Annotated in this window: 10 protein-coding genes and 1 pseudogene; all 11 read left to right on the forward strand. The window is 71.2% G+C overall.

Translation table 11 applies throughout. The annotated features are described in order from the left end of the window. Positions 1–48: 48 nt before the first annotated feature. The 11 genes and pseudogenes from ACFV9H_RS25200 (at position 49) to ACFV9H_RS25250 (ending at position 13086) form a co-directional block, all read left to right on the forward strand. The gene (locus ACFV9H_RS25200; protein ID WP_385402100.1) at positions 49–1533 is read left to right on the forward strand and encodes a DUF6716 putative glycosyltransferase; all 1485 of its coding nucleotides are present in this window, start codon (positions 49–51) and stop codon (positions 1531–1533) included. An 11-nt stretch (positions 1534–1544) separates the two neighbouring features. Further along, positions 1545–1925 (forward strand): annotated as a pseudogene (locus tag ACFV9H_RS25205) (cytidylyltransferase domain-containing protein); the annotation flags it as partial. 336 nt (positions 1926–2261) lie between these two features. After that, a complete protein-coding gene (locus ACFV9H_RS25210) occupies positions 2262–3170 on the forward strand; it encodes an N-acetylneuraminate synthase family protein (protein ID WP_385402175.1) in 909 nt (302 codons plus the stop codon). A gap of 58 nt (positions 3171–3228) precedes the next feature. Continuing rightward, positions 3229–4443, forward strand: a complete 1215-nt coding sequence (locus ACFV9H_RS25215) for a hypothetical protein (RefSeq protein WP_385402103.1) — start codon at positions 3229–3231, stop codon at positions 4441–4443. A 137-nt stretch (positions 4444–4580) separates the two neighbouring features. Further along, a complete protein-coding gene (locus ACFV9H_RS25220; protein WP_385402177.1) occupies positions 4581–5825 on the forward strand; it encodes an amidohydrolase in 1245 nt (414 codons plus the stop codon). 243 nt (positions 5826–6068) lie between these two features. After that, the gene (locus ACFV9H_RS25225) at positions 6069–7112 is read left to right on the forward strand and encodes a BMP family protein (RefSeq protein ID WP_385402106.1); all 1044 of its coding nucleotides are present in this window, start codon (positions 6069–6071) and stop codon (positions 7110–7112) included. A gap of 183 nt (positions 7113–7295) precedes the next feature. Continuing rightward, positions 7296–8951 (forward strand): ABC transporter ATP-binding protein, encoded by a 1656-nt coding sequence (locus tag ACFV9H_RS25230; RefSeq protein WP_385402180.1) that lies wholly within the window; start codon positions 7296–7298, stop codon positions 8949–8951. Next, the gene (locus ACFV9H_RS25235; RefSeq protein ID WP_385402108.1) at positions 8948–10063 is read left to right on the forward strand and encodes an ABC transporter permease; all 1116 of its coding nucleotides are present in this window, start codon (positions 8948–8950) and stop codon (positions 10061–10063) included. The genes ACFV9H_RS25230 and ACFV9H_RS25235 overlap by 4 nt, the downstream gene beginning before the upstream one ends. After that, a complete protein-coding gene (locus ACFV9H_RS25240) occupies positions 10060–11325 on the forward strand; it encodes an ABC transporter permease (RefSeq protein WP_385402110.1) in 1266 nt (421 codons plus the stop codon). Before ACFV9H_RS25235 ends, ACFV9H_RS25240 begins: the two co-directional genes overlap by 4 nt. Continuing rightward, positions 11322–11720, forward strand: coding sequence for a cytidine deaminase (locus tag ACFV9H_RS25245; protein WP_385402113.1), 399 nt, complete (start codon positions 11322–11324; stop codon positions 11718–11720). The genes ACFV9H_RS25240 and ACFV9H_RS25245 overlap by 4 nt, the downstream gene beginning before the upstream one ends. Before the next feature lie 88 nt (positions 11721–11808). Then, the gene (locus ACFV9H_RS25250) at positions 11809–13086 is read left to right on the forward strand and encodes a thymidine phosphorylase (protein WP_385402116.1); all 1278 of its coding nucleotides are present in this window, start codon (positions 11809–11811) and stop codon (positions 13084–13086) included. Positions 13087–13220 lie beyond the last annotated feature (134 nt).

Here is a 13220-nt window from a genome sequence, read left to right on the forward strand (position 1 = left end):
GTGCGTTCGTTGGGCCGTTCACCGAAATCGCGGAATAGCTTCTGCGGCGTGTCGATCCGCAAACGCGTCGCCGTACTCGCCGATTCCGATACGCGATGGAAATGGGGCGCGCTCACCGCCCGCCGTCTCGTGTCCGACTCCGCCTCCGACCCCGATCGGGGGATGCAGCTCACCGGATACCTGCTGCGCGGCCGGGCCACGCCCACCGCGCGCCAGCTCGGCGAGGTGGGGGTGCGGGCCGACCGGCTCTCCGAGGTGACCTGCGCCGAATTCCTCGCGGAGGTCGAGCGCGAACAGTACGACGTCGTCGTCCTCGCCCTCGTCGGCGGTGCCGTTCAGGCGGTCCTGCACGGGGCTCGCGCCCTGTGGCCGAACCCGGCGAAGCGGCCCGTGTTCGTCACCGGGTACGTCGGCGTCGTCTACGAGAAGCTCGCCGACGGGCTGCTGCTGCGGCACGGGGCGGACCTCGTCCTCGCCAACTCCCGCCACGACGCGGAGCGGTTCCGCGCCGTGTACGAAGGGGTCGGCGCGGACGCCGGCGCCGTCACCGAGACCGCCCTGCCGTTCCTCGGCGGGGCCCCGTACGAACCGGTCGGCAACCGCGCGCACACCGTCGTCTTCGCCGTGCAGCCCTCCGTCCCCGACAGCCGCGCCGACCGCGCGTACCTGCTGGAGCGGGCGGCCGGGCACGCGCGGCTGCACCCGGACCGCGAGGTGCTGATCAAGCTGCGCAGCCGGCCCGGGGAGCACACCACGCACCTGGAGGAGCAGCCCTACCAGCGCCTCGCGGACCGCGTCCCCGGCGGGCTGCCGGTCAACTGCCGGCTCGTCTACGGGAACATGGGCGAGGTCCTGGACGGCACCGACCTGCTGGTCACCGTCTCCTCCACCGCCGCCCTCGAATCCCTGCACCGGGGAATTCCGACGGCAGTCCTGACCGACCTCGGCATCCGCGAAGCCCTCGGCAACCACCACTTCCTCGGCTCGGGCTGCCTGGCCTCCTGGGACCAACTCGACGCCGGGTCGCTCCCGCGGGGGGACCGGGACTGGCTGGCCGCCCAGGGGGTACTCCCGGCCGGTCCGGCCGCGCCGGGGCTTGCCGCCTCGGATTCGGCTGCGCCGCAGGCCGGGTCCGCCGGTCCGGCCGCGCCGGGGTCCGGCCATGCCGGGTCGCCCGTCCCGAGGGCTGATGACCCTGCTACGCCGACGCCTGCCGCCCATGGGCAGGCCGCGGCGGAGGACGCCTATGCCGGGGCCCGGGCGAGGCTCCAGGGTCTGCTGGACCGGGCGGAACTGCCCGCCCCCGCGCCCTACTACACGCTCACCACCGCTCCGAGGTATCTGCCCGGGATCCTTGCCCGGCACCATCTCGCCCCCGACGGCACACCGCTCCCTGCTGCCGCCCGCCCGACGGCGCGTGAGTCCCGGCTGCGCCGGTGGATCCGCTCGCACCTGCGCGAGGCCGCCCGCGGGGCGTACCGGCACGGGGTGCAGCGCGTGGCCCCGGTGATCCGCCGGATGGGGGAGCTGTGAGGGTCCTCGCCGTGATCCCGGCGCGCGGCGGCTCCAAGGGAGTCCCCGGGAAGAACACCGCCCCCGTGGGCGGGGTGCCGCTCGTGGCCCGCGCCGTGGCCGCCTGCCGCTCCGCGCCCACCGTCACCGACGTGGTCGTCTCCACCGACTCCGAGGCGATCGCCGCCGTCGCCCGCGCGGCCGGCGCCCACGTGATCGCCCGCCCCACCGCGATCTCCGGCGACACCGCGAGCAGCGAGGCCGCCGTCCTGCACGCCCTCGACTCCTTCGAGGAACTGTGCTCCGTCACCGTGGACGTGGTCCTCCTCGTCCAGTGCACCAGCCCCTTCCTGACCCCGGAGGAGGTGGAGTCCGTCGCCGCCGCCGTGGCCACGGGAGCCGCCGACTCCGCCATGACCGTGGCCCCGTTCCACGGCTTCCTCTGGCGCGCGGACGCCGACGGCTCCGGAGCCGGCGTCAACCACGACGCGGCGCACCGCCCCCGCCGCCAGGACCGCCCGCAGGACCTGCTGGAGACCGGCGCCGCCTACGCCATGGACACCCCCGGCTTCCGTACCGCCCGCCACCGCTTCTTCGGCCGGACGCTGCCCGTCGCCACCGACCCGGCCCGGGTCCTGGAGATCGACGACCCGCACGACCTGGCCCGCGCCCGCCTCCTGGCCCCCCTGTTCGACACACCCCCGCACACGCCCCCGCACACACCCCCGCACCGAAGGACGCACCCTGCCATGACCTCCACCCCCGACCCCCGCCACCGCACCTTCGGATCGCGCACCGCCGGCCCCGGCCGCCCGGTCTACGTCGTCGGCGAGATCGGCATCAACCACAACGGCGACCTCGGCAACGCCTTCGCCCTCATCGACGCCGCCGCCGAAGCCGGCTGCGACGCCGTGAAGTTCCAGAAGCGCACCCCGGAGATCTGCACCCCGCGCGACCAGTGGGACATCGAGCGCGACACCCCCTGGGGCCGGATGACGTACATCGACTACCGCCACAAGGTCGAGTTCGGCGAGACCGAGTACCGCGCCATCGACGAGCACTGCGCCAAGCGGGGCATCGACTGGTTCGCCTCCCCGTGGGACACCGAGGCCGTCGCCTTCCTGGAGAAGTTCGACGTCCCCGCCCACAAGGTGGCCTCCGCCTCCCTCACCGACGACGAGCTGCTGCGCGCCCTGCGCGCCACCGGCCGCACCGTCGTCCTGTCGACCGGCATGTCCACCCCGCAGCAGATCCGGCACGCGGTCGAGGTGCTCGGCAGCGCCAACATCCTTCTCTGCCACGCCACTTCGACGTACCCGGCCAAGGCCGAGGAGCTCAACCTGCGGGTGATCAACACCCTGCGCGAGGAGTACCCCAACGTCCCGATCGGCTACTCCGGCCACGAGACGGGCCTGCAGACCACCCTCGCCGCCGTCGCCCTCGGCGCCACCTTCGTCGAGCGCCACATCACCCTCGACCGCGCGATGTGGGGCTCCGACCAGGCCGCCTCCGTGGAGCCCGGCGGCCTCACCCGCCTGGTCCGCGACATCCGCACCATCGAGACCGCCCTCGGCGACGGCGTCAAGCGCGTCTACGAGTCCGAGCTCGGCCCGATGAAGAAGCTCCGCCGCGTCCAGGGAGACCTGGTCGCCGTCTGACCCCCGCTCCGCCCGGTCCGCCGCGAAGAGGTTCCGTCCCCCCGACGAGGAGTACGCCGTGCCCCGTTCCGCCTCCACCCTGGCGTTTGTCGAGAGCCCGGTCCAGCTGCTGAACGTGCTGGAGTGGGCGCATGCGCGCAGCACCGTCCCGGCGGACGGACGGCCGCTGCTCGACGGCGTCCCCCGCCAGGCGCGGAGCGCGGGCACACCGCAGGGCGGACCCGATGCCGGGTCCGCCGCCCCGCACGGCGCGTCCGCGGCAGCCGGGCTCGATCCAAGTGCGGCCGGGGCAGCGCGAACGCGGATCGTCGTACTGCCCCCCACCGACCCCATGTCCCGCGGTCAGTTGCGCCGGATGGCGGCGCTGGCCCGGGACGAGGGGCACGAGATCCGCTGGCAGGAGGCGCGCGGCGGCCGCCTCGCGCCCTTCAAGGCGCTCGCGGCGCTGGCGCGCGACGTCCGCGCCGCGCGCACGGTCGTCGTCGGCGACCCGTTCTCCCGCTACGTGCAGCTGCTGCTCACGCTCGTACGGGCGGAGGAGCTGGTGGTGGTCGACGACGGCACCGCCACCATGGAGTTCATCGCCCAGACCGCCCGCGGCGAACGCCTCGTCCGCTGGCACCGGGTCGGCGGCGGCGGACTGCCCGCCCGCGTGCGCGAGCTGGTCTACGCGCCGGTGTCGGCGACCGCGCGGCGCCGTTTCACGCCGGCCGAGGGCGGCGGCCGCGCCGTCGAGGTGTTCAGCTCGATGCCCGTCACCCCGCACGGCGGCATGACCCTGCGGGTCAACGACTTCGCCTGGACCCGGGCCCGCTTCGGCCCGCCGCGCCTGACCAAGGGCACCGACCTGGTCGGCACCTCCCTGGTGGAGACCGGCGTGGTGGACCCGGACCGCTACCTGCACGCCGTGCGCACCCTGGCCCGGGAGCACGGCGCCACCCGCTACTTCGCCCACCGCCGGGAAGCCCCGGAGAAGCTCCGCGCGCTGAGCGAGGCGACCGGGCTGGAGATCGTACGGCCGGACCTGCCGCTGGAGCTGATCGCGCGGCGCGGCCCGGTCGGCCGGACCATCGTCAGCTTTCCGTCCACGGTCGTCCACACGCTGCCGTACGCCCTGGCCGGCACCGGGGTCACCGTGGCCGTATGCGATGTGGACCCCGACTGGCTGACCGCCGGCGCCTCGCCGCGGGCCCGCGGATTCCTCGCCGGGGTCACCGACACGGCCCGTGATGTGCACAGACTCCCTGCTCAGGCGGCACCTGCGGCCGGATGAGCGTGCGAGTCTACCCGCGGGCTCGTCCCGTCATGCGTCCAGAGGCCGGGTTTCTTTCCCCTAACGGCATGAACTTTTCGGGATCCCCGGCCAGTTGACCCGTCCGTGCGCCTAGGCTTCAACGGGTGAACCAGTTGATGTCCCGCGAGTCCCAGACCGCCCAGCCCGCCGCGTCCGACCGGCCCGAGCTGCCCGGCACACTTCCGGACCACCTGCGTGCCGAACTGATCGCCTTCCGCCGGGACTTGCACATGCACCCCGAGCTCGGACACCAGGAATTCCGGACCACGGCGGCCATCAAGGCCCGTCTGGAGAAAGCCGGCCTGCGACCACGGGTACTGAAGTCCGGAACCGGCCTCATCTGTGATGTCGGCACCTGGGACGGGGTACGGCCCATGACGGCCCTGCGCGCGGACATCGACGCCCTGCCCATCCCGGACGCCAAGACGCACGTCTCGTACCGCTCGACCTTCCCGGACCGCGCCCACGCCTGCGGCCACGACGTGCACACCGCCGTGGTCCTCGGCGCCGGCCTGGTCCTCGCCGATCTCGACCGGCAGGGCCTGCTGCCCCGTCCCGTGCGGCTGCTCTTCCAGCCCGCCGAGGAAGTGCTCCCGGGCGGAGCCACCGACGCCATCGACTCCGGGGTACTGGACGGAGTGGGCAAGATCCTCGCCGTGCACTGCGACCCCCGGGTGGACGCCGGCAAGATCGGGCTGCGGCCCGGCCCCATCACCTCGGCCTGCGACCGGCTGGAGGTCACCCTCTCCGGCTCCGGCGGCCACACCGCGCGCCCGCACCTGACCACGGACCTGGTGACGGCGGCCGCCCGCGTGGCCGTCGACGTACCGGCGCTGCTGTCCCGCCGGATGGACGCACGCTCGGGCATGTCCGTCACCTGGGGCCGGATCGAGGCCGGGCACGCCTGCAACGTCATCCCGATGCACGCCGAGCTGTCCGGAACCGTGCGGTGCCTCGACCTCGGCGCCTGGCACGAGGCCCCCGACATGATCCACGCGGCGATCGACGAGGTCGCGACCATGCACGGGGCGAAGTTCGAGATCAACCACGTGCGCGGGGTGCCGCCGGTGGTCAACGATCCGGCGGTCACCGAACTGCTCCGCGAGGCGATGGCGATCCGTCGCGGCGCCGACTCGATCGAGGACACCGAGCAGAGCCTGGGCGGGGAGGACTTCTCCTGGTACCTGGAGCACGTCCCCGGCGCCATGGCCCGCCTGGGCGTCCGTACCCCCGGCGACCTCGCCAAGCGCGACCTGCACCGGGGCGACTTCGACGTGGACGAGTCCGCGATCGCGGTCGGCGTGGAGTTCTTCACGGCCGCGGCGCTACTCGACGGGCGGCGCTCCAGGCCCACGGTCTAGTCAAGGTTCGGGTAACGCCGAACCAAATTTCTTACCTCATTCGCGAGCCTCCCGGCGGACGCGTCCAGCCCTTGGTACACAAGGGCTGCACGCGTGACTCGTTACCGATCGGTCACTGTCTGGTTCGCGACGATCCGATAACGACTCATGAACAGGCCTTTAACTGACATCTACGCGCGTTACGATCGCCGCGAAACCAGCGCCGGTCGTGGCGCTTCGGTCAGGTTTTGAAGGAGCCTCCCCTTGCGCCGGATCACCAGGATCGCCACCGTGGGCATCGCGTCCGCGGCGCTGGCCCTCTCGGCCACCGCCTGTGGCGGTAAGAAGTCGTCTGACACCTCTTCCGACAGCACCACCGCCGCCATCGCGTACGACATCGGTGGCCGCGGCGACCAGTCGTTCAACGACGCTGCCTACGCCGGTCTGCAGAAGGCCGAGTCGGAGCTGAAGATCAAGGGCAAGGAAGCCGAGCCCACCGAGGGTGAGTCGGACGCGGACAAGGTCCAGCGCCTCACCGAGCTGGCCCGCAACGGCTCGAACCCGGTCATCGGCGTCGGTTTCGCCTACGCCAAGGCCATCGAGAAGGTCGCGCCGAAGTTCCCGAAGACCACCTTCGGCCTCATCGACGACACCTCGGTGACCGGCCCGAACATCGCGAACCTGGTCTTCAACGAGGAGCAGGGCTCCTACCTGGCCGGCGTCGCCGCCGCCAAGGCGTCCAAGACCGGCACGGTCGGCTTCATCGGCGGTGTCGAGGTTCCGCTGATCAAGAAGTTCGAGGCGGGCTTCGCCCAGGGCGTCAAGGACACCAACCCCAACGCCAAGGTGCTCTCCAAGTACCTGACCCAGCCGCCGGACTTCTCCGGTTTCGCCAAGCCCGACCTCGGCAAGGCCGCCGCGCAGGGCCAGCTGGACAACGGCGCCGACGTGATCTACGCGGCCGCCGGCCTGGCGGGCTCCGGTGCCATCGAGGCCGCCGCGACCAAGGGCGCCTGGGCGATCGGTGTCGACTCCGACCAGTACAACCAGGCGGGCCTGGCCAAGTTCAAGGACAAGATCCTGACCTCGGTCACCAAGGACGTCTCGGACTCGGTCTTCAACCTGATCAAGTCGGTCGAGGACGGCAAGCCGCAGGTCGGTGAGATCCGTTACGGCCTGGACAAGGAAGGCGTCGGCCTGGCCGACTCCAACCCGGAGTACAAGAAGATGACCGAGCTGACCGCCGCTGTCGAGAAGGCGAAGGCGGACATCATCGCCGGCAAGATCACGGTCAAGACCGCTCCGTAAGGAAACGTCTCACCGGGGTCCGGAGCGGCTGCCCGTGGCAGCCCCCGGACCCCGGGCCGTATTTGTACCGCCAACTTTTCTTTTCTGACAGTGCTACGCGCGTAGAGATCTCGCGGACGCGATAGCGTCACCCCCCGCCCTGTCCCCCTGCCTTCGACTCCTTCCGGCCAAGGAGAGTGCGTCATCAACGCGTCCAGCCCGCCCCCCGCCGTAGAACTGCACGGCATTACCAAGCGCTTCCCCGGCGTCGTCGCCAACAAGGACATCGCGATCACCGTCCGCAAGGGCACGGTCCATGCCCTGATCGGTGAGAACGGTGCCGGCAAGTCGACTCTGATGAAGATCCTCTACGGCATGCAGAAGCCGGACGAGGGCACCATCGCCATCGACGGGGAGCAGGTCTCCTTCAACAGCCCCGGCGAGGCCATCGCCCGCGGCATCGGCATGGTGCACCAGCACTTCATGCTCGCCGACAACCTCACCGTCCTGGAGAACGTCGTTCTCGGCGGCGAGAAGCTGTACGGCATCGGTGCCAAGGCGCGTAAGAAGATCAAGGAGATCTCGGACGCGTACGGCCTCGGCGTGCGTCCCGACGCCCTGGTCGAGGACCTCGGTGTCGCCGACCGGCAGCGCGTGGAGATCCTCAAGGTCCTCTACCGCGGCGCCCGCATCCTCATCCTCGACGAGCCGACCGCCGTGCTCGTCCCGCAGGAGGTCGACGCGCTCTTCGACAACCTGCGCGAGCTCAAGGCCGAGGGTCTGACCGTCATCTTCATCTCGCACAAGCTGGGCGAGGTCCTGAAGGTCGCCGACGACATCACGGTCATCCGCCGCGGCACCACCGTCGGCACCGCCGACCCGAGGACGGCCACCACCAAGCAGCTCGCCGAGCTGATGGTCGGCGCCGAGCTGCCCTCCCCGGAGACCCGCGAGTCCACGGTCACGACCACCCCGATGCTCCAGGTCAAGGGACTGACCCTGGCCGAGTCGGGCGTGCCGGCCGCGCCGCTGCCCATGGCCCCGCCGGAGGGCGCCACCGACGACAGCTACGTCCAGGAACACGTGCCCGCCGGCCGCCTCCTGCTCGACGACGTCAACCTCACCATCCACAAGGGTGAGGTCCTCGGCATCGCCGGTGTCGAGGGCAACGGCCAGACCGAGCTGATCGAGGCCCTGATGGGCATGATCACCCCCGACGCGGGCGTGATCATGCTGGACGGCGCCGACATCACCAAGGCCCCGGTCCGCAAGCGCCGCGTCGGCGGCATCGGCTACATCCCCGAGGACCGGCACCGGCACGGCCTGCTGCTGGAGTCCCCGCTCTGGGAGAACCGCATCCTCGGCCACGTCACCGAGGCGCCCAACTCCAAGCGCGGCATCCTCGACCCGAAGGCCGCCCGCAAGGACACCGAGCGCATCGTCCGCGAGTACGACGTGCGCACCCCCGGCATCGAGGTCACCGCGGCCTCCCTCTCCGGCGGCAACCAGCAGAAGCTGATCGTCGGCCGCGAGATGAGCCACAATCCGAAGTTCCTCATCGCCGCCCACCCCACCCGCGGCGTGGACGTCGGCGCGCAGGCGCAGATCTGGGACGCGATCCGCGAGGCCCGTCGCGAGGGCCTGGCCGTGCTCCTGATCTCCGCAGACCTGGACGAGCTGATCGGCCTGTCCGACACCCTGCGCGTCATCTACCGCGGCCGCCTGGTCGCGGACGCCGACCCCGCGACCATCACCCCGGAGGAGCTCGGCACCGCGATGACCGGCGCCGCCTCCGGGCACCTGGAAGCCACCGACAATCACTCCGCCGACGGCAATACGACGGAGGACGAGGCCCGATGAAGAAATTCGACAAGGACCGGCTGATCCTCGGCTTCGTCGGGCCCGCGCTGGCCCTGGTCAGCGCCTTCCTGCTGACCATGCTGGTGCTGGCCGCCACGGGTGTGAACCCGTTCGAGCCGCTGCGGATCATGGGCGAGAACGCCGGCTACGAGGACATCCAGGTCCTCATCCTGAACCAGACGGGTACGTACTACCTGGCGGCGCTCGCGGTGGCCATCGGCTTCCGCATGAACCTCTTCAACATCGGTGTCGACGGCCAGTACCGGCTCGCCGCGATGATCTCCGCCGTGGTCGGCGCGGCCGTCGAGCTGCCGGGTGCCCTGCACATCCTGCTGATCGTGCTCGTCGCGATGCTGGTCGGCGCTTTCTGGTCCGGCATCGCCGGTGTCCTGAAGGCCAAGCGGGGCGTGAGCGAGGTCGTCTCCACGATCATGCTCAACGCCATCGCGACCAGCCTGATCGCCTGGCTGATCCTGCCGAGGAACCTCGGCGTCCAGCCCCCCGGCTCCAACGACCTGACCACCGGCGACATCGCCGAGTCCGGCTGGTTCCCGGCCGTGAGCATGGGTGACAGCGGGGAGATCTACGGGTTCACCTTCGTCGCCTTCGCGCTCGGCATCGTCTACTGGTTCGTCCTCAACCGGACCCGCTTCGGCTTCGACCTGCGCGCCACCGGCGCCAGCGAGTCCGCCGCGCAGGCCTCCGGTGTCGACGCCAAGAAGATGATCCTCACCTCGATGCTGATCTCGGGTGCGGTCGCGGGCCTGGCCGGTATGCCGGTGCTGCTGGGCGAGACCCACACGTACAGCATCAACTTCCCGGTCGGTGTCGGCTTCACCGGCATCACCATCGCCCTGCTCGGCCGCAACCACCCGGTCGGCATCTTCTTCGCCGCCCTGCTGATCGCGTTCATCGACAAGACGTCCGCCGGCCTCGACACCGCCGGCTACGCCAAGGAGATCGGCACGATCATGAAGGGCCTGATCGTGATCGCGGTCGTCGTCTCGTACGAGCTCGTCCGCCGCTACGGCATCCGGCGCCAGCAGCAGAAGGTCGGCGAGGAGCTGGCCGCGGGCCACGCCATCAAGACCGAGAAGGAGGTCGCGGCGTGACCACCAGCACCGCTTCCGCGACGAGCGCCGCGCCCAAGAAGGGCGGCGGCCGCCGCAAGCTCACCCTGCCCTGGATCCTGCTGATCATCGCGGGCGGTCTCGCGCTGGTCTCACTGGTCCGGGTCATCTCCGGCGCCGACGACCTGACCTCGGTCGGCCAGATCTCCGGCGCGCTCCAACTGGCCATCCCGATCGGCCTGGCCGGTCTCGGCGGCCTGTGGGCCGAGCGCGCGGGCGTGGTCAACATCGGCCTCGAAGGCATGATGATCCTGGGCACCTGGTTCGGTGCCTGGGCCGGCTACCAGTGGGGTCCGTGGACCGGTGTCCTGATGGGCATCGTCGGCGGCGCGATCGGCGGCCTGCTGCACGCGATCATCACGATCACGTTCAACGTCAACCACATCGTCTCCGGTGTGGCCGTGAACATCCTGGCGCTGGGCTTCACCCAGTACCTGTCGAACTTCACGTTCGCCGAGGCCAAGGGCGGCTCCTCCAAGCAGTCCCCGCGCATCGAGCCGATCACCAACATCACGGTGCCGGGACTGTCCGACTGGATGGTCGATCTTCAGGGCAAGCACTGGTTCCTGATCTCGGACCTCGCCGGCGTCATCGGCGGCCTGGTCACGAACCTGTCGCTGCTGACCGTGCTCGTGCTGCTGCTGATCCCGGGAACCTGGTGGGTGTTGTGGCGGACCGCTTTCGGTCTGCGGCTGCGCTCGTGCGGTGAGAACCCGGTCGCGGCGGAGTCCCTGGGCGTCAACGTCTACAAGTACAAGTACATCGCCGTGATCGTCTCCGGCGCCCTGGCCGGCCTCGGCGGCGCCTTCCTGGCGATCGTCTCCACCGGCATCTACCAGGAGGGCCAGACCGGCGGCCGAGGCTACATCGGCCTCGCCGCGATGATCTTCGGTAACTGGATGCCGGGCGGCATGGCGCTGGGCGCGGGCCTGTTCGGCTTCACCGACAGCCTCAAGCTGCGCGGCGGTGCCGAGAACGTCCTCGCGATGCTGCTGCTGATCGCGATCCTGCTGGTGCTGTTCGCCGCCTGGCAGCTGTACAAGAAGCAGCACGTCAAGGCGGCCGTCTCCGGCGTCTTCGCGGCCCTGCTGTTCCTCCTGTACGCGGTGACCGACGAGATCCCGAGCCAGTTCGTGGACGCCGCCCCGTACGTGACCACGCTGCTGGTGCTCGCGCTGTCCGCGCAGCGCCTGCGGATGCCGAAGGCGGACGGCCTGCCGTACCGCAAGGGCCAGGGCAAGTGACGGCGGCGCACACCGTCGACTGGGAGGCCCTGCGCGAGGCGGCCCGGGACGCCATGTCCCGGGCGTACGCCCCGTACTCGGGCTTCCCGGTCGGTGTCGCCGCGCTCGTCGACGACGGCAGGACCGTCGTCGGATGCAACGTCGAGAACGCGAGCTACGGCCTCGGCCTGTGCGCCGAGTGCGGCCTGGTCTCCTCCCTCCAGGCCACCGGCGGCGGCCGACTGACGCACTTCACCTGCGTCGACGGCCGGGGCGAGATCCTCGTCCCGTGCGGCCGCTGTCGACAGCTGCTCTTCGAATTCGGCGGACCGGAACTGCTGGTGGAAACCCCGAAGGGGATCCTCCCGCTGGCGGAGATGCTGCCGCAGGCCTTCGGGCCCGACCACTTGAGATAACCGTGCCGACGGCCCTCCAGCCCCTTGGGCGGAGGGCCGTCGTACTTCCGCAAACCCCTCTCTCTATGCGCGTAGAAGGAAGCACCACATGGACGTCATCTCCGTCATCCGGACCAAGCGGGACCGCGGTGAGTTGAGCCCCGAGCAGATCGACTGGGTCATCGACGCGTACACGCGCGGTGTCGTCGCCGACGAGCAGATGTCGGCGTTGGCGATGGCCATCCTGCTCAACGGCATGAACCGCACCGAGATCGCCCGTTGGACCGCGGCGATGATCGCCTCCGGCGAGCGCATGAACTTCGACGCGCTCTCCCGCCCGACCGCCGACAAGCACTCCACCGGCGGCGTCGGCGACAAGATCACCCTGCCGCTGGCCCCGCTCGTCGCCGCCTGCGGCGCGGCCGTCCCGCAGCTCTCCGGGCGCGGCCTCGGCCACACCGGCGGCACCCTCGACAAGCTGGAGTCCATCCCCGGCTGGCGCGCGCTGCTCTCCAACGAGGAGATGATGCACGTCCTGGACACCACGGGCGCCGTCATCTGCGCGGCGGGCGACGGCCTGGCCCCGGCGGACAAGAAGCTCTACGCCCTGCGCGACGTCACGGGCACGGTCGAGGCCATTCCGCTCATCGCCTCCTCGATCATGTCCAAGAAGATCGCCGAGGGCACGGGCTCGCTCGTCCTGGACGTGAAGGTCGGCACCGGCGCCTTCATGAAGAACATCGAGGACGCCCGCGAGCTCGCCCGCACCATGGTGGGCCTCGGCACCGACTCCGGCGTCAAGACGGTCGCCCTGCTCACCGACATGTCCACCCCGCTCGGCCTGACCGCCGGCAACGCGCTCGAAGTCCGCGAGTCGGTCGAGGTCCTGGCCGGCGGCGGCCCCGCCGACGTCGTCGAGCTGACCATCGCCCTCGCCAAGGAGATGCTGGACGCGGCGGGCATCAAGGACGCCGACCCGGCGAAGGCCCTGGCCGACGGCTCCGCGATGGACCACTGGCGCCGGATGATCGCGGCCCAGGGCGGCGACCCGGACGCCGCCCTGCCGGTGGCCCGCGAGCAGCACGTGGTCACCGCCCCCACCTCGGGCGTCCTGACCCGCCTGGACGCGTACGGGGTCGGCGTCGCCGCCTGGCGTCTGGGCGCGGGCCGCGCCCGCAAGGAGGACCCGGTGCAGGCGGGTGCGGGCATCGAGCTCCACGCCAAGCCCGGCGACACCGTCACGGCGGGCCAGCCCCTGATGACGCTGCACACGGACACCCCGGAGAAGTTCGAGTACGCCCTGACCTCGCTGGAGGGCTGCCACGACATCGCCCCGGCGGGCACGGTCTTCTCCGCCACGCCGATCGTCCTGGACCGCATCGCCTGATCCCGGGCCCCTTGTCGCGGGGGGGGGGGGGGGGCGCCCCCCCCCCCCCCCCCGGGGGTTTTAAATGACCCCCCCCCGCCGGGCCCCCCGGCCCCCGCCCCCCCCCCCCGCGCCCCCCCCCCACCTGAGCGGCG

The sequence above is a fragment of the Streptomyces sp. NPDC059874 genome (assembly GCF_042731135.1).
Lineage (GTDB): Bacteria > Actinomycetota > Actinomycetes > Streptomycetales > Streptomycetaceae > Streptomyces.

Excerpts from the sequence above, each read along its gene's own strand:
- ACFV9H_RS25210 (WP_385402175.1), top strand. The coding sequence starts at position 2,262 with ATGACCTCCACCCCCGACCCCCGCCACCGCACCTTCGGATCGCGCACC.
- ACFV9H_RS25220 (WP_385402177.1), top strand. The coding sequence starts at position 4,581 with ATGTCCCGCGAGTCCCAGACCGCCCAGCCCGCCGCGTCCGACCGGCCC.
- ACFV9H_RS25235 (WP_385402108.1), top strand. The coding sequence starts at position 8,948 with ATGAAGAAATTCGACAAGGACCGGCTGATCCTCGGCTTCGTCGGGCCC.
- ACFV9H_RS25250 (WP_385402116.1), top strand. The coding sequence starts at position 11,809 with ATGGACGTCATCTCCGTCATCCGGACCAAGCGGGACCGCGGTGAGTTG.